At 50.5% G+C, this 23,807-nt stretch carries 20 protein-coding genes; 17 read left to right on the top strand and 3 right to left on the bottom strand.

Annotation, left to right across the window (positions count from 1 at the left end; all coding sequences use genetic code 11):
* Nucleotide 1: 1 nt before the first annotated feature.
* The 4 genes from BN2762_RS25020 (at nt 2) to BN2762_RS25005 (ending at nt 5,529) form a co-directional block, all read left to right on the top strand.
* Nucleotides 2-3,514 (top strand): DUF5704 domain-containing protein, encoded by a 3,513-nt coding sequence (locus BN2762_RS25020; RefSeq protein ID WP_055109598.1) that lies wholly within the window; start codon nt 2-4, stop codon nt 3,512-3,514.
* Nucleotides 3,515-3,579: 65 nt separating this feature from the next.
* Entirely contained in the window at nt 3,580-4,059 is a 480-nt protein-coding gene (locus BN2762_RS25015; protein ID WP_055109596.1) for a hypothetical protein, read from the top strand.
* Nucleotides 4,056-4,322, top strand: coding sequence for a helix-turn-helix domain-containing protein (locus BN2762_RS25010; protein WP_055109595.1), 267 nt, complete (start codon nt 4,056-4,058; stop codon nt 4,320-4,322). The genes BN2762_RS25015 and BN2762_RS25010 overlap by 4 nt, the downstream gene beginning before the upstream one ends.
* A 349-nt stretch (nt 4,323-4,671) precedes the next feature.
* A complete protein-coding gene (locus BN2762_RS25005) occupies nt 4,672-5,529 on the top strand; it encodes a TnpV protein (protein WP_222861118.1) in 858 nt (285 codons plus the stop codon).
* 1,285 nt (nt 5,530-6,814) lie between these two features.
* On the opposite strand, the gene BN2762_RS26395 is transcribed toward BN2762_RS25005, so the two are convergent.
* Entirely contained in the window at nt 6,815-7,765 is a 951-nt protein-coding gene (locus BN2762_RS26395) for an N-6 DNA methylase (protein WP_230202596.1), read from the bottom strand.
* 53 nt (nt 7,766-7,818) lie between these two features.
* On the opposite strand from BN2762_RS26395, the gene BN2762_RS24995 reads away from it, so the two are divergent.
* The 11 genes from BN2762_RS24995 (at nt 7,819) to BN2762_RS24945 (ending at nt 17,230) form a co-directional block, all read left to right on the top strand.
* The gene (locus BN2762_RS24995; protein ID WP_230202595.1) at nt 7,819-10,515 is read left to right on the top strand and encodes a DEAD/DEAH box helicase family protein; all 2,697 of its coding nucleotides are present in this window, start codon (nt 7,819-7,821) and stop codon (nt 10,513-10,515) included.
* Nucleotides 10,516-10,696: 181 nt separating this feature from the next.
* Nucleotides 10,697-10,981: a hypothetical protein gene (locus tag BN2762_RS24990; RefSeq protein ID WP_055109589.1), complete on the top strand. Its 285-nt coding sequence runs from the start codon at nt 10,697-10,699 to the stop codon at nt 10,979-10,981.
* A gap of 49 nt (nt 10,982-11,030) precedes the next feature.
* Complete coding sequence (locus BN2762_RS24985; RefSeq protein WP_007130981.1) at nt 11,031-11,981, top strand: DUF3991 domain-containing protein; 951 nt, start codon at nt 11,031-11,033, stop codon at nt 11,979-11,981.
* Nucleotides 11,982-12,145: 164 nt separating this feature from the next.
* Nucleotides 12,146-12,436 carry a type II toxin-antitoxin system Phd/YefM family antitoxin gene (locus tag BN2762_RS24980; RefSeq protein ID WP_007130980.1) on the top strand — a complete coding sequence of 97 codons (291 nt, stop codon included), beginning with the start codon at nt 12,146-12,148 and terminating at the stop codon, nt 12,434-12,436.
* Nucleotides 12,414-12,731: a type II toxin-antitoxin system RelE/ParE family toxin gene (locus tag BN2762_RS24975; RefSeq protein WP_007130979.1), complete on the top strand. Its 318-nt coding sequence runs from the start codon at nt 12,414-12,416 to the stop codon at nt 12,729-12,731. Before BN2762_RS24980 ends, BN2762_RS24975 begins: the two co-directional genes overlap by 23 nt.
* A gap of 267 nt (nt 12,732-12,998) precedes the next feature.
* Complete coding sequence (locus tag BN2762_RS24970) at nt 12,999-13,355, top strand: plasmid mobilization protein (RefSeq protein ID WP_010274554.1); 357 nt, start codon at nt 12,999-13,001, stop codon at nt 13,353-13,355.
* 13 nt (nt 13,356-13,368) lie between these two features.
* A complete protein-coding gene (locus BN2762_RS24965) occupies nt 13,369-14,778 on the top strand; it encodes a relaxase/mobilization nuclease domain-containing protein (RefSeq protein ID WP_055109586.1) in 1,410 nt (469 codons plus the stop codon).
* Complete coding sequence (locus tag BN2762_RS24960) at nt 14,687-15,562, top strand: PcfB family protein (protein ID WP_055109584.1); 876 nt, start codon at nt 14,687-14,689, stop codon at nt 15,560-15,562. Before BN2762_RS24965 ends, BN2762_RS24960 begins: the two co-directional genes overlap by 92 nt.
* Entirely contained in the window at nt 15,559-16,464 is a 906-nt protein-coding gene (locus tag BN2762_RS24955) for a hypothetical protein (protein ID WP_007130975.1), read from the top strand. Before BN2762_RS24960 ends, BN2762_RS24955 begins: the two co-directional genes overlap by 4 nt.
* 21 nt (nt 16,465-16,485) lie before the next feature.
* Entirely contained in the window at nt 16,486-16,677 is a 192-nt protein-coding gene (locus BN2762_RS24950) for a hypothetical protein (RefSeq protein ID WP_007130974.1), read from the top strand.
* Nucleotides 16,664-17,230, top strand: coding sequence for a type IV secretory system conjugative DNA transfer family protein (locus BN2762_RS24945; protein ID WP_230202594.1), 567 nt, complete (start codon nt 16,664-16,666; stop codon nt 17,228-17,230). The genes BN2762_RS24950 and BN2762_RS24945 overlap by 14 nt, the downstream gene beginning before the upstream one ends.
* A gap of 727 nt (nt 17,231-17,957) precedes the next feature.
* Here the strand turns inward: BN2762_RS24945 and BN2762_RS24940 are convergent.
* Nucleotides 17,958-18,983, bottom strand: a complete 1,026-nt coding sequence (locus BN2762_RS24940) for a sensor histidine kinase (RefSeq protein ID WP_055109582.1) — start codon at nt 18,981-18,983, stop codon at nt 17,958-17,960.
* Nucleotides 18,980-19,651 (bottom strand): response regulator transcription factor, encoded by a 672-nt coding sequence (locus tag BN2762_RS24935; protein WP_055110401.1) that lies wholly within the window; start codon nt 19,649-19,651, stop codon nt 18,980-18,982. The genes BN2762_RS24940 and BN2762_RS24935 overlap by 4 nt, the downstream gene beginning before the upstream one ends.
* Nucleotides 19,652-19,837: 186 nt before the next feature.
* On the opposite strand from BN2762_RS24935, the gene BN2762_RS24930 reads away from it, so the two are divergent.
* Together BN2762_RS24930 and BN2762_RS24925 are read left to right on the top strand one after the other, a co-directional pair.
* Complete coding sequence (locus BN2762_RS24930) at nt 19,838-20,605, top strand: ABC transporter ATP-binding protein (RefSeq protein WP_055109580.1); 768 nt, start codon at nt 19,838-19,840, stop codon at nt 20,603-20,605.
* Nucleotides 20,592-23,786 carry an FtsX-like permease family protein gene (locus BN2762_RS24925; RefSeq protein ID WP_055109578.1) on the top strand — a complete coding sequence of 1,065 codons (3,195 nt, stop codon included), beginning with the start codon at nt 20,592-20,594 and terminating at the stop codon, nt 23,784-23,786. Before BN2762_RS24930 ends, BN2762_RS24925 begins: the two co-directional genes overlap by 14 nt.
* The last annotated feature ends 21 nt before the right edge of the window (nt 23,787-23,807 follow it).

Below are 23,807 nucleotides of genomic sequence, written 5' to 3'. Positions count from 1 at the left end.
GGTGAGCAACAGAAAACTTTATCAACGTGTACTGTGCATGCTGCTGGCATGCACTTTTTTTATGCCGTTTTTCGTCGTTCAACAAGCGGCGGCAGCTCCCCCGCAAGTGATTATCCGTGACGGCAAGATTCAATTCGAAATCACCAGCACGGCGGCGAGCACTTCGATTCGGTATCGGACGGTGGGCTGGGTGGTGACCCGGGAGCAAGTTTGCAGCACAACATCGCCCAAACAATGCGCTGACCCGCGCAGCAGGCCGCATGCCTTGTTTATGAATCAGGAAGTACGACAAATCGGGCAGCATCCCGATCCTCCTGTACCGGGGCAACCGTTGACATCATACTACGAAATCCCCGAAGAAATCGTGACGCAGCGCCTCTGGCAAGCAGGAATGGAAGGCATTCAGAACAATGACGATCTTTACTTTTATGCTGTGATGGTATCGGTCAATGCGGACGGCTCGGTGCGGAAAGGTCCGTTTTATACGTTGTCCGGGATCAAACAAGCGGAAGGCTGGAGATTTCCGGACGATCTGGATGATTACTTTGGCTTGCATATTCCATATCGTAGTGCGGAATTCCCGGTGGACGTTATCGCTAAAACAGTAGACGGACGGGTGATTGACCGACCGGATGTGACATTTGAAAAAGGAAAGTTCGAGATCGGGGAAACGATCAATCATGAATTTCCGGCGGTGATCGAAGACAATGGAAAAACGTATACCATCGCTCGCTCCTATATATCACCGAAGCAAGACCCGTCGCGAAAAACGTGGGTGCAGGAAAACCCGGAAACGAACGAAAAAGTGCGCATTCGCAGCTTTACGGTCGCGCTGGGCGGAACGAATCTAATCGCCGAATACCATGAGGAAAATACGGTGAAGGCGATTTATATGACAGAAGGCGGCCAAGTCCTGAAAGAGGTGGATAAAGGCGAATATGCGACCGGAGATGAAGTGAATCACACGTTTGAAGCCGCACTGACCAAAGACGGGCAGACGTATGAAATCATCCGGTCTTATATCACGAACAACAACAAGCCCGACGAGAAATTGTTTATTCAGGAAAAAGGAGATAGCAAGTTGCTGGATCGGTCCATCTTTGTCGGTTCCGGAGGCTCCAATTTTATCGGCATATACAAAGGGGGAAATGGCGGTACGGATGACGAAACAGAGCCTGGAGCTGTCAAGGAAAACGAAGTGATGAATCCCGATGCTTCGGCTGTGATCCAAGCGGATACTCGCGGTGCGGAACGCTTCGACGTGCTTCAAGGCATCCCGACATCGGAGAGTCTTTATGTTCAAGCGAATGCCAAAGCGTATCTGTACCGAAACAAATTTACGGAAATCAAAGGGACGAAGACGTACCCGATTACCGTTAGTCGAACATACACGCTGCGCTGGACGGAATACGTTTCCGGTCCCCCGGACAGCGAAGGCAATCCAACCAGAGTGCCTGTTTCACGCTCGGATACACAAACCGTAACGAAAAGCTATACCGTGGAGCGCAAGTACAGCTACTGGCTCATTGATCGTCTGGAGGTATATGGCTTGCAAAAAGCAGAGGTTTCCAACTACGCGTTACCCAGCGGACAAGTTACCTTGAAGCCGAACGGCTACGCGCAGCCAAGGGTCTCGGTTTCTCACGACGCCACCCATCAGGCTCATATTATCGATCCGGTCTATCAAAATGTGACGCTGCCTGGGCAAACGATTCAAGGAGGTTCCAGCCGTCCATCTGTGCCGAATGAGGATTGGACCAACGCAGCGGAACAGGCTGTCGGAAAAATCAAAGTGAAAAATGACTCACTGATCTTTAACGGGCAAACGATTATGGACAACCGGATCACGGAAGAAACCGCCCCGCCCCCGAGGGAGATACCGACTCCGCCCGAGATCGGACAAAATGTTCTGTATAGCAACGGTTTGTTGATCGATGCCAGCAAACCCAACAAGGCCGAACAGCCAAGCTCCGGCACGATCTTCTATGCGCTCATCGAAGGAATTGGAGGCGGCCAGAACCAAAGCTATCCCATTGATGGCATTAATCCGGTGACGGTGCATACGCCGGTCGTCAACCAGGCTTCCGTATCTGACGATCAGGCGCATAATCAAAAAACGCTGCCGACCGCAGGGAGAGCCGCGCTTATTCTGGATCGTCCATTTACGGTCATCATCCCAACCAATGGAGCGCATCGGGATATAAAGGGTTACGGCAATCGCGACTATGGCAAGTATATGCGCGACAAGCAAGTATGGTTTCCGTTTGACGTGTACAAAGCGGATCGGAAAACGCTGATCCCGAAAGAAACATGGACGTCGATCCCGGTCGGCCAGATTCAGACAACGTTTTATTTACCTGTTTGGGTGGACGAGGGCAATTATGATGTACTATTCCGAACCATTGCTGAAAACAGTCCTCCCTCCTTTACGTCACAAATGAACGCCAATTTAGACTTGACGCACCATGTGGCCACACAGGTTGTGCCGGTTGAAGTGATCGGCCGTGTCTATGATTTCCGCATCACAGACATTGCCGACTTTAATTGGGAGACCGTATTTCGCAGAGAACGAGGAAGTGCAACGCCGACTGGCAACGCTTATTGGGTGGGGACGAAGGGCATCGACGGCGCAGCACGGGGGAATCAGCCTCCTTACGTGTTGCCGATACGACCGGGGAGCCATCCGGATGCCGGCAAGAAAAACGTGGCTGTCAAAACCGGCTACCATATTAAATTTGAATTGAAGAGTATGGGCAACATGTTCGGTTCGGACGACGGGATCAAGATTACGCCAACCTTTTACTTTGTCGACAGCAAGGGCAAGAACCGGCAAGAGGTGGACTTGTACTATCATTCGGGGAATAAACGTTTTATTCGCATCGGCTCCAGTGCAGATGTGGAGCGGCGTCATGTGACGCTGGACACCCGCTTGCGCAATATGTCCCAGCAGGAACTGACGAACACGGCATCTTCCCTTTGGTCGCTGAACGGTGCGTCTGGCAACCAGCAAACGTTTATTCAGCAGTTTTTGAAAGATGCACAGCAGCCCGTTTACGTGGGCGGATATGATGTCATGTTGCTCCCGCCACGGCTTCGGACATTTATCGGCAGTATGGAAGTTCCTTCCGGCATCGACGTTTCGCGTGCTCATGCGTCAGTGCAGCGCTGGGTCGGCGAATACAGTCTACCTGCTGCACCGTATGTCGTCCCCAAAGGATTCAACTTGGCCGAGTACGGACGCACCAATCGGCTGGACGATAAGTCGCCTATTTTTTTGCGGGACGGGTACATCATTGTCAATTTCAATATTGAAACGATTCGCAATCAGCAGGTGAATCAACCACATTTGCAGTATATCCACGCACCGCTCAGCAATCAATGGCGACGAGAAGGGTTTCAGCATCGCTTTGTCGACCCGTATGGAGCAACGTTTAGTTTGCAGGACGGCGATGTGGTGTTTTATCATGCCCACCTGTCTTCTTATGATGACTTTGGAACAGGAGGTACCCATTAAATTCACCAGCCGGGAGGAAGAAAAAAAACGGAACAGCAACGTTAGTGGAAACGGAGGTTCGGGCGATGTTTGGCGAACTTCAACCGTTAGCATCGGAAGAGACACCTTACTTCTATTCAGCGATCGCGACTCAAAGCAAGGAACTCAGCTATATCGGTCATTTGCGAGGAGATTTCGGCACTGATGACGATCAGTTTTGGATGCCATGGTCGGATCATGCCGGGGAACGGAGGACGCTTGCCTTTCGCGAGGAATTGGCGGCACTTGTGCAACATTTGCAATGGCAAGGAATTTTGCTCAATTTGAATGAGATGCGAGCCTATTGCAGACGGCACCCGGAAGCACGTATCCCCGGCGCATGGCATTCCGATGTTTGTGGTTTCTGTTTACAAACCACTCACTATCGCTATTATATTCGCTGCGTCCCCCATCTTGGCGATTACAACTTCTATATCTACTGCTATCGCAAGAATCACTTGCTTGGACGATCTGTTCAGCAAAACCAGAACGGCGCGGTAAACCTTGTGAAGGAGGACGTACAATGAATGATCTAGCACGCTACAAGCTGATCGCGGGAGCAGCCGTCCCGCCAGCTGCAAAGCTGTTGTACGGCTATTTGCTGGATAGTACGGGCGGGCGACACAAGTTGGTCTACCTGTCCAGTACAAAAATGGCAATCGATGTAGGTTTTTCTCCTTCGACGGTATGTCGAAACTTGCACCGTTTGCAGAGTAAGGGCTTGATTCGGATCATGACCCGCTATTCGGAGGAGGGGATTCAACTGGCCAATCAGATTACGATCTTATGAAAGGAGAAAGGTACCGTTGACCTCGAAAATACAGCATATCGTTGATTTGTCCGTTCATGCCGCCCGCACGGTTGTGGAACATCCCGACCGTTGGGCGGATTTTTTATCGACAGCGGCGTGGAACTACAAGTATCCGTTTCAAGATCAGTTATTAATCTATGCACAGCGGCCCGATGCTACAGCTTGCGCATCCATCGACGTCTGGAACAAGCGGCTCAACCGTTGGGTCAAACGCGGGGCGAAAGGTATTGCACTTATCGAAGACCGGGGCAACCATTTTGGGTTACGGCATGTGTTTGATATCTCGGACACGCAAAGCCGAGATCCTCGACCGGTCTCGCTTTGGCGCATGGAGCCGGGCGATATAGCGGTCGTTACGGAAACGTTGAACAATGCGTTTGGCGAGCAGGAACCGGATGCGGCATGGCCGAATGCGCTGCTGAGCGCAGCCCGGAACGCGGTGGATGACAACAGTTCGGATTATGTGGATTTGCTTGTTCGAGAGCTTGAGGGCAGTCTGCTTGAAGAACTGGAACGCCAACCTGTGGAAGTGCTATTCCGTCAGATTGCGTATCATTCCGTTGCCTATATGGCACTAACCCGCTGTGGTATGAACGCCTCTCACTATATTGGACGGGAGGACCTTTCAGGCATCGGGAATTTCAATACACTGCCCGCTCTTTCGCAGCTTGGAGCAGCGATCAGCGATATCGCGGAGATGATGCTGCGGGAAATCGAATCGACGATACGGGTGCAGCGGCGTGTAGAACGTCAGACTTCACAGGCTAGAGACGTTCGCACCGTTGCAAGAGAAACGGCCTTGACACAAAATGAAGCTAAACGATTGCCAGAAAGGACGGATGAACATGGAAGTGACTTACACCCGTCAAGGGGACTATCTGCTGCCCGACCTGACACTGACCGAGGATCATCAACTGATCGGCAAGTATGGATGTTGCGCAAAAACTACCTGAAAACCGAGAAGAAAGGCACATACGCCAGCCTGCTGCTCTCGGGCGAACTGCACCAGCATCTGACGGAAATCGACCGGTCGGCGCGGACGCAGCTCGAACAGACGATGAACGAACTGCTCCGTCTGCACCCGGCCCCGGACAAAGCGAGCGATCCGCTGGGCTGGACGGGTTACATGAACAGCCTGAAGCAACAGGTGGAGGAGACCATTCTGACGGAACTGATTTACAACTAAAATGGTATGATCGAAAAACGGAAGATCGGAGTCTTCCGTTTTTTCATGACCATCATGCCATCAACGATCTACTGCGCACCGCTCCTTTACTGAAAAGCAAGTCGGAAATCGAGGCTTTCTTCGCCGCACATGAAAATGAAGGGGAGCGGGCGTTGTATGTGCGTAGCCTGTTTGCGCCGGGTCAGTCCGAGCTTACGCTGGACGAAGACCTTCTCATCGGGTATGAACCGTATCGCAATGTGCTCCATCTTTGGACGGGTCCGGCAACCGAACCAACCGCACAAAGTTTTTATGATTGGGAAGTGATCGTCGGCCATATCAACAGTATGATAGTACTTAACGAATTTGACCCGGCACGAAAGACGGAGCCATCGGTTCAGCAGCAAACCTTATTTATGGAACAGGCGGAGGCGGATACAGCCTCCGCTTTTGTCTGGCCGCAGGCGGTGATCGATGCGATTCTCCAACAAGGAAGCGGCTTTGCCAACAGTAAATATCGCATTGCTCTCCATTTTCAGCAATCGTTATCGGAGAAAGAAAACGCCGAATTTTTGAAACGGGAATATGGCACGGGCGGGCGCGCCCCTGTACTGATCGGCACGGATATTTATGAGCACCATGATAGCAAAGGCATCACGTTGACCCGACGTTCAATGACGGATCAAGAGCAAAAGCTGGTGTTGCCTTGGATGAAGGTACAGAAGCGGATCGGCGAGTTGCTGGCGGCGGGACGTTATCTGAATCGTTTGGAAACGGAACGACTTCCTGCATTTGCCGAGCAACAGGAGGAGCGCCGCAGGCAGATGGCCGAAGAAGCGTCTGCTCGCGAACGGTTGGAACAAGAACAGCCGTCCTCCTCACAGCAGTCGGAGACGATGGAGCGGAAGCAGGCGCGTTATGCCTATTCGCCCGGCGATACGGTCTTTTTTGGCGCGGACGAATATGAGATTTTGCTGGTGGAAAACGGTAACGTGATGTTGCGGGATGTTCATTTTCCGCTTTTTACCAAGGAACTGGAACGCCGAGATTTTGAACGCATCCTGTGTGAAAATCCGCTTAATGATCATCTGCTAACTGATGAACAAGGAGTGGAAACCGAAGCGGAGGAACATGCCGGAAAAGAAATAGAGCCGGAGCTTTCGGATGGAGATGAGCCGAAGTCTGCCTCGGCATCCCTTCAGTTAACCGAACAAGTATCGGATGAGGCGCATAATGAGGAAGCACCCTCTGCTCCTTCCGCTGTCGAGGATGTACGGTCTGTTGCACCGCAAACGACTGCGGTGAATTACCGTATCACCGATGACCAGTTAGGGCATGGCGGAGCCAAGGTCTCCTGTCTATTGCCATACATCCGGTCATCAAACGCCATCGTCCCAAGCACCATGTCAGGATGCGTAGCAAAGTATGCATTAATCGGCACGCCTTCGGCTGTCTCTGCCAAGCCAATCCATTCCACACTTTGTTCGGTGACAGTCACCATTCGGTCGCGCTTCTGCAGAAACAAAATATCCGCCGTCACTTCCGTTCCGGCGTTGGACTGAAAAGCGTTGTTCGGCAAACGAACCGCGCCCAGCAATTCTGCCCGTTCCGCAATATACTTGCGGACAGCCGGGTTCTGTTTATCCATCGTTCCTTTGGACGTAATAAAGGCAATAATGCCGCCCGGACGCACTTTGTCCAATGTTTTCGCAAAGAAATAATCGTGAATGAGAAACTTGTGCTTGTCATAGCGTGTATCCGCCACACCATACCCGCCGAAAGGAACATTCCCTATGGCCAAATCAAAAAAACTGTCCGGCAAAGCGGTTTCCTCATACCCGCTGATCGCAATCGTTGCCTGCGGGTAAAGCTGCTTGGCGATGCGACCTGTGATGCTGTCCAGCTCTACACCAAATAGCTGCGAGTCTTGAAACGACTCCGGAACTAACCCGAAGAAATTGCCGATCCCGCAGGACGGCTCTAAAATATTGCCGTTGCGAAAGCCCATCCTTTCCAGGCAACCATAGATTGCTTTAATGACAACTGGAGACGTATAGTGAGCGTTCAGCGTTGATGCGCGAGCGGACGCATACTCATCCGGTTCCAGCAACGATTGCAGTTCGGCATATTCGGCCGTCCATTGCGCGTTCGCTTCGTCAAATACTTGTGGGATTCCGCCCCATCCGACATAGCGGGCGAGAACGACCTGTTCATCCGCAGTTGCCTGGCGGCCTTCTAGCTCCAATTGTTTGAGCAAGCGAATCGCGGCTACATTAAAACCATACTTTCGATACCGTGCTGGAGAATGGCGTGGAAAAGCGCGTTTTGAACAAGCAAGAGACCGCAATTGCCCAACAAAAGCAGGAGATGCTGAAAGAAGCGTTCCGCGATTGGATTTGGAAAGACCCGCAGAGGCGGGAACGATTAACGCGTTTGTACAATGATCGTTTCAATGCGATCCGCCCGCGCGAGTACGATGGCAGTCATATTCGGTTTACGGGAATGAATCCGGAAATCCGGCTGCGCCAACATCAAGTCAATGCGGTTGCCCGGGCGCTGTATGGAGGCAATTCCCTTTTTGCTCATTGTGTAGGCGCAGGCAAAACGTTTACCATGACCGCTGCGGCCATGGAAAGCAAGCATCTTGGCTTATGCAGCAAAAGCATGTTCGTTGTTCCTAATCATTTGACGGAGCAGTGGGCAGCGGAGTTTTTGCAGCTCTATCCATCGGCCAATATTCTGGTAGCGACCAAGAAGGACTTTGAAACAAAGAACCGGAAGAAGTTTTGCGCGCGGATTGCCACCGGCGACTATGACGCGATCATCATCGGACATTCGCAGTTTGAGAAAATTCCCATATCGATGGAGCGCCAACGTCAACAACTGGAGGAACAAATTTACGAGATCACAAGCGGCATTCGCGAGCTGAAGGAGGCCAAGGGCGAACGGTACGCGATCAAGCAACTGGAGAAGACGAGGAAGACGCTGCAAACCAAGCTGGCAAAGCTGAACGATACCAGCCGCAAGGATGATGTGGTCACCTTCGAGGAGCTGGGAGTGGATCGGCTATTCGTGGACGAGGCCGATTCGTTCAAAAACCTGTTTCTTTACACGAAAATGCGCAATGTGGCCGGACTGTCGCAAACCGAAGCGCAGAAGTCGTCGGACATGTTTGCCAAATGCCGCTATCTGGACGAACTGACCGGAGGCCGGGGTATCATCTTTGCGACGGGTACGCCGATCTCCAATTCCATTACGGAAATGTATACGATGCAGCGCTACTTGCAATATGAGCGGCTGCGAAAGCAAGGATTGCAACATTTTGATTCCTGGGCTTCGACGTTTGGCGAGACGGTCACGGCGATTGAACTGGCACCGGAAGGAACGGGCTATCGGGCGAAAACCCGGTTTGCCCGTTTTTACAATTTGCCGGAACTGATGAATATGTTCAAGGAAGTGGCTGACATCCAGACGGCGGACATGCTCCAGCTTCCCGTACCGAAAGCCCATTTCCACAATGTTGCCGTGCCGCCAAGCGACTTCCAGCGGGAAATGGTCGCGGATCTCGCCCACCGTGCTGAGCGGGTGCGAGCCAAGGAAGTAGAGCCGCACGAAGACAATATGCTCAAGATTACGAATGATGGGCGTAAGCTGGCACTGGATCAACGGCTGGCCAATCCGATGTTGCCCGATGACGAAGGCAGTAAAGTGAGCGTTTGTGCGGACAATGTGTTTCGGCTATGGAAGGAACACGAGGAAAAGCGGCTAGCCCAACTGGTGTTTTGCGATCTATCCATCCCAAAGCAAGACGGAACGTTCAATGTGTATGACGAACTGCGACGCAAGCTGACAGAGAAAGGGGTGCCTACCGAGGAGATTGCGTACATTCACGATGCCAACACCGAGGTGAAGAAAAAGGAACTGTTCGCCAAGGTGCGGACTGGCCAGATTCGTATACTGCTCGGATCGACATTTAAAATGGGGGCGGGCACCAATGTGCAAACGAAGCTGATTGCGCTTCATGATCTCGATTGCCCTTGGCGCCCGCGCGACCTGGAGCAGCGAAGCGGACGCATTATCCGGCAAGGCAATGAGAATAGCGAGGTACACATTTTTCGGTATGTGACGGAGAACACGTTCGACGCTTATTTGTATCAGACGCTGGAGAATAAACAGCGCTTTATCTCGCAAATCATGACCAGTAAATCGCCGGTACGTTCTGCCGAGGATATCGATGAAGCAGCCCTTTCTTATGCCGAAGTCAAGGCGCTGGCAACCGGTAATCCGTATATCAAAGAGAAGATGGACCTGGATATCCAGGTTTCCAAGCTTAAGCTGCTCAAGGCTAATCACTTGAGCCAACGCTACGCATTGGAGGATCGGTTGCTGAAAGTATTGCCGCAACAAGTCAAATCTACAGAAGATCGAATTGCCGGATATGAACAGGATGTCGCTCTATATCTGCGTTCCAAATCGGCTGTGCCGGAGGGAACGGATGAATCCAAGTTCCCAGGTATGGTCATTAAGGATTTTACCTACACGGAGAGAGCGGCAGCAGGCGCGGCCTTGCTGGAGGCGTGCAAGGGAATGACTTCATCCGAGCCGCAGGAGGCGGGCAGTTATCTCGGTTTTTCCCTATGGTTATCCTTTGACAGCTTCCATAAAGAATACAAGGCGACCCTGCGCGGCGCATTGGACCATACCATCTCGCTAGGGATGGATGCAGGCGGCAACATCACCCGGTTGAACAATATGTTGGCGGATTTGCCAGCCAAACTGGAACATAGCCGCCAGCAACTCTCCACGCTGCTCCAGCAGATGGAAACAGCGAAGGAACAAGTCGAAGCTCCTTTCGAGAAAGAACAGGAGCTGCTAACGAAATCGGCGCGACTCGCGGAACTGAATGCCCTGCTTAATATGGATAAGCGGGAGAATGAAGCCGTGGACAGCGTTCCGGACGAAGAACCGGAAGCGCCCGAACGGCGAGTGGTGGGCCGTGGGCGATAACGGCCTGACACCGTCGTTCCTCCCCCTGAAAGGGAACTTCATGCTGACCATTACGGAGAAGAACATGGTATCGGTGCGAGCATTTCACAGGTCGAAGATCGCTCACTTGTTAAAATTATCAATTTCATGACGAATGGGACTCCGGTTTTGGGGTCCTTTTCTCGTTTCCGGAGGAATGAACATGTTGTATGCCAGCCCAAGCGGCGGATGCTTTTGTCCGATTTTGCCGCCTTTTGGTTACGGAACCAGCTTGATCAAGGAGGGAGAAACCGTGCCATCGTTGGAGTTGATATCCAAAGAGAAAAACGGATTTGGCGACACGTATGATTACATCCGCGACTCAAACGGGGTGACCAGTCAAGTTCATGAAGGCGATTTAGACGCATTCATGAACAAGAAAGGCGTTACGAAGTTGAAGGAAGGCAGAGCTTATACGTACCCCAAAAAGAGGGGGAAGGCACGATGAACCATAACCCCATCGGACGCTGCCTGGATTTCCAAAAGGAGCTGCGGCAATGAGCTATGTAAACAAGGAACAGATCGAACGTGCCAAAAGACTGGACCTGCTCACATATTTGCAAATGTACGAGCCGGCAGAACTGGTCCGATGCTCCCGCAATGTCTACACCACCCGGACACACGACAGCTTGAAAATTTCCAACGGTAAATGGTACTGGTGGTCAAGGGGGATCGGCGGGCGCTCGGCGCTGGACTATTTGATCAAAGTGCGGGGCATGTCTTTTCCCGATGCGGTGCTGCAAATGGAAGGCGTTCATCCAGGCAGCGCACCTGCATTTTCGCAATCTTTGCAACAACGCTCATCTCCAGCGCGGTTTGAACTTCCTGAACCGAATCGTACATCGCATCGCGTCATGGCCTATCTCAGCAAACGTGGTATCCATCGCACGTTGATCGACTACTGTCTCGAAACGGGGCGTTTGTATGAAAGCCGCCGCTATCACAACGCGGTATTCGTCGGTTTCGACCAGCAAGGAACGCCGCGCTATGCGGCGATACGCGGTACGACAAGCACTCGTTATATGGGGGAAGCCGCTGGCAGCGACAAGCGGTATTCGTTTTCCATTCCGGCCTCGGGAAACTGTACGGAACTGCATCTGTTTGAGAGCGCTATTGATCTCTTATCCTACTGTACGCTGGAACATCTCGCTGGCCGGGATTGGCGGCAGGCGCATAAGCTGTCGCTGGCCGGAATATACAGGCCCAGGACAAATGGGGAGGACTCTACTCCCCCGTCTGCCCTAACGCATTACTTGCAGTGCTTTCCCCAGGTGAATCGACTTGTCCTGCACCTGGACAATGATGAGCCGGGGCGATTGGCGGCAGCCACGATACAGAGGCTCCTCTCCCCCGCCCTTCTCATATCCGATGAGCCGCCTAAGTTCGGAAAGGATGTAAACAACGATTTGATGGAATTCCGAAGAAGACGCGGTGAACCATCCCGATAGCGGTAGACGCTGAACGGTTGGCGTCTTTTCTTTCTGGGCTACGGAAAATTTTCACAGCATGTGGATAAGATGTGAATAGATGGGGATAAGTGCAGCCGCATTGATTGTATAGCATGTAATAGGTATAATAAAATCAATATACAGCTATGCAAGGAGTGACCAAGATGATTATCAAACCTTCCGCCAGTATCCGGCAAAACTATAATGAAATCGCCGATCTATGCAAAACATCCGGGGAACCGGTTTATCTGACCAAGAACGGTGAAGGCGATCTTGTCGTAATGGACATTGATACGTTTTCCCGTCGCGAGAAGATGTTAAAGCTGCGTGAAGAACTGCTCGCTGTGCAAGAAGATCGTTTGGCGGGCCGTGTTGGCGTGACGCCGGATGAACTGGACGCTTACCTGGAGGGCATTATTGACGAGGTGCAGCATGGAAAAGATGCCCCGTTATAAGATCATCGTCTCCGATCGCGCCCGCCAAATGCTGGCGACTCATGTGCGATTTCTTGCGGAGAAAAGTCCGGATGCGGCGCGAAAAACGAAAAACGAATTACTGCAAGCGATACGTTCCTTGGCGCGAATGCCGGAGCGCTATCCTTTTCTGGAAGCGGAATTTATCCCGTCAAACAAGTATCACAAGATGTTCGTGGAAAAATGGTATCTGGTGTTATATCAAATTCAGGATGAAATCGTGTATGTCGATTACATTGTAGACTGCCGTCAGGATTATCGCTGGTTGGTGAGATAACAAAAAAGTTCGAAGGAAGGCGCTGAGCGGATCGGCGTCTTTTTTGTGTTTTTTGGGGCCCCCTCTTTTTCCCGGCAGGTGCCTTGAAGGCAACGCGAGACGACTGTCTCGTGTTGTAGCAAGCACTGAATTTGGATATCCAAATTCGCTTGTTAGTGGCACAGCCCCTAAGACCCCGTTCGCACGATGCAATTGTTTGATGCTCGATTTGATCCGCAGCGTTGAAATTTTCTGTCGGAAGCTCATGTTCGGAAAGGGGTGATGCAAATGAGGAAACGACCAATCTCTTTTCTGGTTCGCTTAGACGAAAGCGAACATAAGCGACTAATGAGAGAAGTGAAAAAAACGGGACTTTCTCGGGAAGCGTACATTCGGGCATTGATCAATGGGTATATTCCCAAACCGCTACCGCCGCTGGAATATTACGCGATGATGCGTGAACTGAACGCTATTGGGAATAACCTGAATCAACTCACTGTGAAGGCCCATACGACTGGACATCTGGAACGGGCTGCATTTCAGGTGGAAGCCGACCGCTTGCGCCGCGCAGTCCAGCAGATTCAACAGGCTGTAACCGAACCGGAACGAAGGCCACCAGTGAATCCAAATGTGCATCCGCCGTAGGGGGGAATTTCGCGTGGCAACGACCGCAATCTGGGGTGTGACCGACAGGCTAAAGCGGGTGCTGGATTACGCCGCAAATCCCGACAAGACAGCAGAACGTAGCGAAGGCGGAGGTTTGGAGCAGGTACTCGCATATACACAGGCGGATGCCAAGACGGAGAAGCAACTATATGTCAGCGGTGTCAACTGCGATCCGTCAACGGCTTATGAGCAGATGCAGCGGACGAAGCGGCAGTTTTTTAAGACGGACGGCATTTTGGCCTTTCACGCCTATCAAGCGTTTGCGCCGGGGGAGACAACGCCGCAAATCGCCCATACCATCGGTGTTAAACTGGCACAGAAGTTGTGGGGGGAGCGCTTTGAAGTCGTCGTATCGACCCATTTGGATAAACAGCATGTGCACAATCACTTTGTGTTAAACTCGGTTTCCTTTGTGGATGGGAAACGGTATTACGACAACAAAGCTTCCTATGCCCTGCTGAGACAGACATCCGACCGGCTTTGCCAGGAACATGCGCTATCGGTGATTGAGCATCCCGAACCGAGCAAAGCCAAGCATTATGGAGAATGGAAAGCGGAACGTGAGCGAAAGCCAACATGGAGAGGGCTAATCCGGCAGGACATCGATCAGGCTATTGCATCTTCCATGACGATGACACAGTTTTTTGCCCATTTACAAAAGCAAGGTTATGAGCTAAAAACGGCGGTTAAACATATGGCGATACGGCCGCCTGGAAAGACACGCTTTGTCCGTTTGCGCAGTCTAGGCGATGGCTATACCGAGGAAGCGATCAAGCAGCGAATATTGCGAAACCGAATACCTGAACGGGAAAGGCCATCCCATGTCCGCAGACGACGTGCCATGTGTAAGAGCCATGTTCGGTCTGGTCGCAAATTGCGCGGCTTGCAAGCTTTATATATCCGCTACTTGTTTGAAATGGGTGTGCTTCCTGGAAAACGAAAGCCTGTCAAAAAGCCATCCTTTAGACTTCGGGAGGATTTGAGACACTTGTCGGTATTGATGGAGCAAACCAAGCTGCTATGCAAGTATCGCCTCACCCATCAAGAGGAGCTTCTCGCTTTCCGTGACAGGTTGGAGGAACAGATCCAATCTCTGCACCAGAAGCGCAAGTCGTTGTACAACCGAATTCGCCGCTGCAAGGATGCTGGCCAGCGAGAACAATACAAAACGCAAATTGCTGTTTGTTCTAAACGGCTTGCCTCGCTTCGAAAGGAGGTGAAGCTGGTTCAAGGCATTTTGGAGCGATCAGGAGAATTACGAGAGACGTTAAACAGAAGTGGCGCACAGGATCGAAAGGAGGAAATTTTCGATGAGTACCGAAACGGAAGCCGCCAATCAGGTTGTCAACATGAGCTTGAAAAGCATCGAAGTCATAGCCAAGATTTCCGGCGAAGGCGCTAAGCATTTGGCGGTATATTTGTTTGCGGCCTTGCAAGGACAAAAACGAACAAAGGGCAGCATCCGGTTGGAGAGTTTGCTGCGCAGTGGGAAAGAATTAAAGGTATTTGCGGTCAAGAACGAAGACCTGGCAACCTTCTGCAAGGAAGCCAAGCGGTATGGCGTGTTGTACTGTGCTTTGCGCGACAAAAAGAACGTGGACGGGATGTGCGATGTGATGGTCCGGGCGGAGGATGCGTCCAAAATCAATCGGATCGTGGAGCGTTTCCACTTGGCCACTGTGGATACCGCCAAAATTAAGAGTGAAATTGAAAAATCCAATGGAATGTCCGAAGCTCCTGCTGTGGAACAAGGACATGAACCAGGTCACGAGCAAGTTCAGGAACAAGAGCTGTCGAAGGAAATCGCAGAAGAAAGGAATACGGACGACTTGTTGGATGAATTGATGGGAAAGTCCGAACTGCCGGAGCCGACTCCATCGGAGGACGACCATTCAACAGCGGAGAAGGAACCGGCGGAAACGTCCCATCCGTCCGAGAATACCTTCGAGCGCAACGAGGTTACCGCAAGGGATACTGATCCACCTTCTCGTCAAGAGCCGGAGCGAGTGTCCGTCCGTCAATTATTGCGGGAAATACGCGAAGAGAACCGGCAGCAAAGGATATGGGAGAAAGACAGACAGCCGCGGGAACAAGCGGAACCGTTGCCGTCTCGAAAGGAGCGGATAGCCGCCGATAAACAACAAGCCAACAAAGCAAAAGGACGAAAGCGAGGGAAAGCCAAATGAGCGAACTGGATGATTTATTCCGACAGGATGCTGCGGCTTCCTCTTCTTTCCGTACAACCGAACCATCCTTCGATAAAGAAGCATGGGTGCAAAAGAAACAGGAGCTGCGGCAATGGACATATGATACGATTGATGCCACCACCTTGTCGGTGATGCAGAACGGTGAGGCGTTCCAGCAATATTTGGATGTCCAGAGCCGCTTTGACCGCTATAGCGTGGCCAATGCGTTGCTGATTCTGGCGCAGCGGCCAAACGCGACTCGCATTGCCGATTTTGACACATGGAAGGAACAAGGGGTATTCATTCGTCGAAAGGAAACAGGGTTTTACATTCTGGAACCGGGCGAAACCTATCAAAAGCAGGATGGCAGCACCGGTATCAGCTACAATCCGAAAAAGATGTTTGATATTGCGCAAACGACCGCCGCGTTGAAACGGGAAGAACCGGCATTCCCGGATGATCGCGCCCGTATTAAAGCGTTAATTGACCTCGCCCCTGTTCCGATTGGCATTGGTGATGCGTTGCCATCGGTAAAGCACGCGTTCTATCAGCCAGATACAAAAAACATTACCATTCGTCGCGGGCTTGAGGCCGGCGATATTTTTCGAGCGCTTGCCCAAGAACTGACACATGCTGAACTGGATCGTGGCGATGGACGGTACAACCGCTCAGATAACGAGTTTGTTGCCTACTCCGCTTCTTATATGTTGTGCAGGCAATTTGGTGTTGCAACCGACACCTTCCGCTTTGATCGAGCGCCGGAGAAGTGGAACGGGTTGGAACCGCAGCAAGTTCGTGCCGAGTTGACGCTCATGAAGGAAGCTTTTCAACAAACATCCCAGAGAATGAACCGGAACCTGTCACAACAGCGCCAGCCTAAACGATACGATCCGGTTCGCTAAGTTTTGTCTGGAGGGAGTGCTATGAAAAAACAGGAACGAATCTTGTCTTTGAATCATTATGAGCACGGGATAGTCGTCCATGCGCTGAATGCGTTACGAAATGACTTAATCGGTGAGAAACGACCGACGGATGCCGTGGATGATTTATTGTTAAAAATGATTGATGCCCCACTTCTAAATAAAAAGCGCTGGAGGCATTATGAAACGCGATGAAGCCGCAAGGAGTAATTTGATACTCTTTGCGGCTTTTTTTATTCCCGTCATCTGGTTGGCACTGTTGCTTGCTCCCGCATGGTCAGAAGGATTGCCGAGTATGTTGGTCCATCTCAGCACGGCGATGCGCCAGCCGCTTAACATAGAGTGGGTGGACGATACGCCCCGCTGCTTGTTGATTTTTGCGCTGATCTATGGGCTTTGCGCTGGGGTTTATTTGGCGACACCACGGAATTATCGTCGGCGGGAAGAGCACGGCAGCGCCCGCTGGGGCCGAGCGAAAACCGTCAATGCCAAGTATCGAGACAGACGGACGGAACAAAACAAAATTTTGACGCAGCGGGTCAAAATCGGTCTGGATGGCCGCAAGCATCGCCGGAACCTGAACGTGTTGGTTGTCGGCGGCTCCGGCGCGGGCAAAACACGGTTCTATGCTAAGCCGAATGTGATGCAAGCCTCGACCTCTTATGTCGTTCTGGACCCAAAGGGGGAAATATTGCGGGACACCGGTCATCTGCTTAAAGCCAAAGGCTACTTTGGCGACTATTCGTAGAACCTGTTGTATTCCCAATCAAATATTGATGGAACCGCCGCCTTGGCCAAAATAAATCGAACAAATAACTTCACGGCAACCTCCGGTCGTTTCATTTCCGCAAAGTTACCGGTCGTTAACGGCTAGATACGCAGTGTCAATGCAGCCATAATGGAGTCACCTCAGCAGATGCAATTCGGTTTATTACTGCCCCTTGTCAAATACAACGATTGATTTCATCCGATACCTCTTGGGCATATCCTGGTCGCAGTCAGGCTTTTTTCACAAGTTTCCACCGTTTTTGGGCATTCGCCGGCCATTTTCCCAGCAGCCCAGCGAACAGTTACTAGGTGAACAAGAAATAGAAATCATTGACCATGTTGCTACAGATGGTATCGCCCTCTTAATGGGTCATTCATAGACTGGACGATGACGAGTAGGAGATATGGCTGAAATATCATATGAGAACATGTAGAGAGCGGAGTATCTTGGGGATGAGCAATCATGGATTAGTCATTGTTAGGAAGAAAGAATTAAATAGTCCGTCAGGAATACAGGGTACCAAGAAAAAATGAAGGAGATGTTATAGGAAAGATAGATTGTCATACTGGTCAAGAAATAACTCCTTGGCAACCCCTGTCTCACAAGGTAATTGATACACCCCTAACAGCAATCGCCAAGGCAGGTAATCCCCCGTCCTGGTGATACTTAACCGAGCTGAAGGCGTTACGCCAGTTGAAAGTATAATTCACATTTCATATAAATGGTTCGAGTTAGGGAAGTGAAGCGTAAGTGTCGTATAGCTTCCCTCTTCCGATTGGACGGACAATCGGTGTCCGAGTTTGACGGCCATGCGGTTAGCGAGATATAACCCCAATCCTGTCGATTTTGCAAATTGCCTTCCGTTAGCGCCCGTAAACCCTTTCTCGAAAATACGACCAATATCTTCCGCTTTAATACCAATACCAGTATCCCTTATGGAAAGCCTCTTCTCTTCGTTATCAGCCTCGAAAGAGCACACGATTCTTCCGCTGTCACCGACATATTTCAAGGCATTCGACATGATCTGATCTACGATATATCCGAGCCACTTCGCATCGGTATGCACCCATTCCTCTTTTTCCCACATTGTAAAATGAACTCGCTTGGCTACAAACATTTTGGCGTACTTTCTCACACTGTTTCGCACGATTCGGTTTAGAGAGACTTCCGCGATCAAGTAATCCTTGGAAAAGGAATCAATTCTTGCGTAAAACAGGGCTTGCTCGACATAATGGTCGATTTTGAACAATTCATCTTCGAATACATGGATCAGCTCCTCTACCGACTTACCTGACGCATTTCTAAACAGCAGGGTACATGCCGTAATCGGCAGCTTGACCTCATGAATCCAGGAAACAATAAAATCATGAAAATCTTTTTTCTCGTCTTGAAGCCTTCCGATGGCCTCAAGCTTATTGCTGTAGAGCTTCTTGATCAGTGCCGTATACTGACGCTGTTCATATGTTAGAGGTTCGGGCAAAGCTACGGTTAGTTCGTCCCATCTGTTGTTTACCAGGTCATGTAATATCCTGTTGCGGGTTCTCCAGCGCAAATAGCCTCCGACCACGTATACCGCGGCCAACAACACGCATCCGGATAGAGTATACATTATGTCTCCAACACGATACGTTCCCTCGGTGCTTACGAACATCATCAAAGCAACGAAGGATAGCATTCCAGCAAAGAAGATCAGAAAATAACGTTTATCGTCCAAATAATGTAGAAAGCTCATTTGATTATATAACCTTCTCCCTTGATCGTCGTAATGAACCCATAACGTCCAATCTCATCCAATTTCTTTCGGATTCGGGTCATGTTCACGGTCAGCGTATTGTCGTCGACGAAACTTTCGTCCTCCCATAGGCAGCGCATGATTTTGTCCCGGCTTACGATATGGCCCTTATTCTGCAACAATAGCCGTACGATGACGAATTCGTTCTTTGTCAGTTCAATCGATCGATCGCCGGAAGTAAGCTTCCGATCACCTAGGTTCAGCAGGACGCCTTCGTGCTCGATTATGTTGACTGGCGTTTCGGCATAAGAGTAAGTTCTACGCAACAATGCTTTAATCTTAGCGATAAGTACTTCGTCGTAGAACGGCTTCTGGATATAATCGTCACCGCCCATATTCATCGCCATAACCATATCCATCGGCGAATCCCGTGAGGAGAGAAAAATAATCGGCACGTTAGACAATTCCCGAATTCGGCTGCACCAATAATATCCATCGAATATGGGTAAATTAATATCCATTAACACGAGGTGCGGTTCGGTCTGAAGGAACATGTCTTGAATCCTGTTGAACTCGTCACACAATACGGATTCGTATCCCCACTTCCCGACGGTCTCGCCGATTAACCCCCGAATAGTCGGGTCGTCTTCTACGATCATTATCTTCATCTTCATTCCATACGCCTCCATATCCTTAATCCTATTATATCTTAATTCGGCTAACACTACTGCAACTAGTACCGTGACAAAAATGTAAGCTCGCCAGTAGAAAAACGTAAGTTCAGCGTAAGGATAACTAGTCACCGGCATGGTACGATGGAAATTGAAAAAGGGAAAGCAGGGAGGAAAGATACAGTGGAAACGGTTATTGAAATAAAAGCGTTAACGAAAAGTTATGGGAATAAAGGGAACGTCGTGCCGGTGCTTCACGGGATCGATATGTGCATAGGCGAAGGAGAATTTGTCGGCATTATGGGGCCATCGGGCTCCGGGAAGACAACACTGCTTCATATGGCCGCCACCATCGATGAACCGACCTCCGGCAGCATCGTGATCGACGGGGAAAACGTTCTTCAAATGAACGAGGCGCAGTTATCGGCTTTTCGGCGATCCAAGCTAGGATTCATTTTTCAAGACTATAATTTGCTGGATACGTTGACGGTCAAGGAAAACATTCTGCTCCCCCTCGCGTTGTCCGGTATATCGGTCGACGAATTGGAGAACAGAGTGTCTGCCATTGCGGAACGATTTAACATCAAGCATATTCTAGAAAAATACCCTTACCAAATCTCCGGAGGTCAGAAACAGCGAACTGCTGCCTGCCGTGCCATTGTGACGCGTCCGCGACTGATTCTGGCCGACGAACCGACGGGAGCGCTGGATTCTAGAGCTGCGGCCAGCCTGCTAGAGGCGCTAAATGAACTGAACGAACAAGAGCATGCGACCATTCTGATGGTGACTCATGATGCATTAGCGGCAAGCTACTGCAGTCGAGTTCTCTTTCTAAAAGACGGTGTCATTTTTGCCGAGATCGTCAAAGGAACGACACCGCGACAAGCATTCTTTAAAAAGATACTGGATGTGTTGACGGTGCTTGGAGGGCGTACGGATGACGTTATTTGAGTTGGCCAAGAAAAATATAAAAGGTAATCTTCGCAACTATTTCATATATTTATTTTCCATGTTCGCAAGCGTCGCCATATTTTATGTCTTTGCTTCACTACAATATAGTACGCAGGTAGTCGAGGCTGTCGAATCTTCAGATAGCATGCAATCTGTGTTCATGGTTGGATCAATCATCCTGGTATTGTTTGTATCCGTCTTTATGATGTACTCTGGCCAATTTTTTACCCACAAACGAAAAAAAGAAGCCGGGCTATATGCTTTATTAGGTTTTCCAAAAAAAACAATCGGCCGGATGCTGTTCTATGAAAATATGATAATTGGAGCCGGCGTCCTGGTTCTCGGCATTGTGGCCGGTACGCTATTGTCGAAGCTGTTTGCCATGATTTTAATGCGCTTATTGGGAGTAGCTGTCGATGTCGGAATCACGTTCTCCCTTCCTGCGGTGCTTACCACTGTGGTTATATTTCTTATACTAATTACAATAACTTCTATACAAGCTTATCGATTGGTCTATCGATTCAAGCTTATCGAATTGTTCCGCGCAGAGCAGGAAGGGGAGCAGGAACCGAGGGCGTCGATCGTTCCCGCTGCCGCCGCGGTCGCGTTGCTCATCGTCGGCTACGGATTTGGACTTCGGAATTTTGAAAATAATGAACAGATCTTTACGAACCTGGGCGTCATGACCGTCGGCATCATCGCAGGAACTTTCTTGCTTTTTTCATCGCTCGTTATTTACCTGCTGAAATACGCCAAGAGGCGGAAGTCCCATTATTACAAGGGCATGAACCTAATCATGATTTCCAACCTGGTGTACCGAATGAAAGGGAATGCACGTACGCTAAGCGTCATTTCCATCTTGTCCGCTATCGCATTATGCGCCTTCAGTTTCGGTTTCAGCACTTACTACGCTTACGAGCACACGGCACGTGTAACGGCACCTTTCAGTTACATGCATATAGCGCAGGATGACGAAGTCGATCAAAAGATCGAGGAGATCATACGTGGCGACAATGCACATCCCGTGAAAGCCAAGATGTCGATTCCGGTCATCCATCTGAGCGGCGAAGCGTCAAGTGACGAAATCTTGTCTGATCGTGAGCGCAAGGCAGCCGAGCATCCGGTGAAAGTGATATCGGCCAGCGAATATAATCGCGTAGCGGAGGCACTGAGTCTTGACCGGTTAACGCTGAACGAATCAGATCAAGTGATCGCGATTCGCCCCATGTATACCGATTACGAATGGGCGGATTATGCAGGAGAAACCATCACCCTGGATTTGCCTAATGGGAACGTTAATTTAGCATTTGCAGGCATGACGATTGAACGTGTTCTCAATTGGCATTATCCGGATATTATGGTCGTCGTTGCGGACGATACATTTCGCATGCTGGAAGCGCAAGTTCCTACCGAGCAATATGTTGGTTACATCGTTCAGGACCAGAAGAATACGAAGGCGACCGCTGATGCGCTTGCAGCTATACAGACATCAGAAATGAAGCTGTCGACCTATTATTCCGTGTATCGCCTCGGCATCGAGAATGCAGCTTTCAATGTTTTCATTCTAGGGTTTTTGGGTGTGATGTTCCTTCTCGCAACGGGCAGTATCCTATACTTTAAACAGTTGACGGAGGCGACGAACGATCGTTCTCGCTATGAGATATTGAAAAAAATCGGCGTGAGCCACAAGGAAATCGCCGCTACGATCCTGAAACAGAACGCACTGATCTTCTTGTTGCCGCTGTTGGTCGGCCTCGGTCATTATTTGATTATCTTTAACTGGCTGCGGAAGCTCTTCGGAGGAATGGGTGGTATAAATCTCCTGCTTCCAATATTGGTTTGCGTTGGATTGTTTATGGTGATCTATATGACATATTACATGATCACAGTAAATTCTATCATAAAGTTTATCAACGGGGAGTCTGCTCGTAAGGTTAGGTTCGCCATGTTCGCCTCAGCAGCCGTAATGGTTGCGGCCGTTAGCCTGTTCATCTTGGCGGAACCGCCAGTACAATACGACGAACCGCATACCGGTGAACGGATTCACATCACGTTACCTGAGCCGACTGGCGAGATGCCAGTGGGCGTGACGGAGCTCCACTTGACAGATATCGACCGAGCCGATCCTTGGGTAAAGGATCGAAAGCGGGAGCTTATGATCAGCATCTGGTACCCGGCCACCCGGGAGGTTGGCCAGAAAGCCAAATATATGCCGCCAAACGCAGCTGCATTTTACGACGAAACCGTCATGCCGACAATCGGAGTAGAGCCCGGCCGAATCGATCTATCCAACATCGGCGTTCATGCTTCGCTGAACGCACCCGCAGAGCACGGAGAGAAGGGCTGGCCTGTCATCATTTATTCTCCGGGCGGATCTGTTCCGAGAAGTCTAGGTACGATTAACGTTCAGGAATTGGCCAGTACTGGCTATGTCGTTGTGACCATTGACCACACATATGAGACAATGGTCGTAGAGTTTCCCGACGGGAGAATAGAGACCGAGCAATTGCCCGATTTCGGGCCGAATACGGTACTGAAAATGATGAGCGTCAGGGTTGATGATGTCCGGTTTGTACTGGATCGACTGGAGGCGCTCAAGGAAGGGCAAAATCCCGATCATGCGAAACGTGAGCTGCCTGAAGGGTTGGACCTTGCACTGGACTTATCTAGAATCGGCATTTTTGGTCATTCTGCTGGCGGCGCAACGGCTGCCCAAGCGATGTATGAAGATGAGCGAATCGGCGCCGGTATCGATATGGATGGCTCGATGGGCTATTTACCCAACCACCTGCTTCCGGTTGCTCAGCATGGACTTGACCGCCCGTTTTTACTAATGAATGCTGGTTTTACCGACGAGGGAGAGGTGGATTCCCATCTCACGGCGGAGGATAGGGCATCGTTCTGGAACGAGTCGAGCGGGTGGAAACTAGATGTAGCGATACCGAACGGGGCGCATTATACGTTCACCGATCAACAATATCTGCTGCCGCAAATAAGCAGTAAGCTGAGCCTTTCTCCTCAAGTCGTCCAGGGGAGTGTTGGAATCGTCGAGCCGGAACAGGCGCTTGCGGCACAACGCGATTACATTACCGCGTTTTTCGACATGCATCTGAAAGGGGTGTCGCAGCCCCTGTTAGAGTCATCAAAATCTCCTTATGCGAATGTGGAGGTGTTGGAATAACGGTCACAACTGAACCATCTT

Source organism: Paenibacillus ihumii (assembly GCF_001403875.1).
In the GTDB taxonomy this organism is placed as follows: Bacteria; Bacillota; Bacilli; order Paenibacillales; family Paenibacillaceae; genus Fontibacillus; species Fontibacillus ihumii.
Note: the sequence above shows the minus strand (reverse complement) of the source record. Positions and strands in the feature narration are given on the sequence as shown.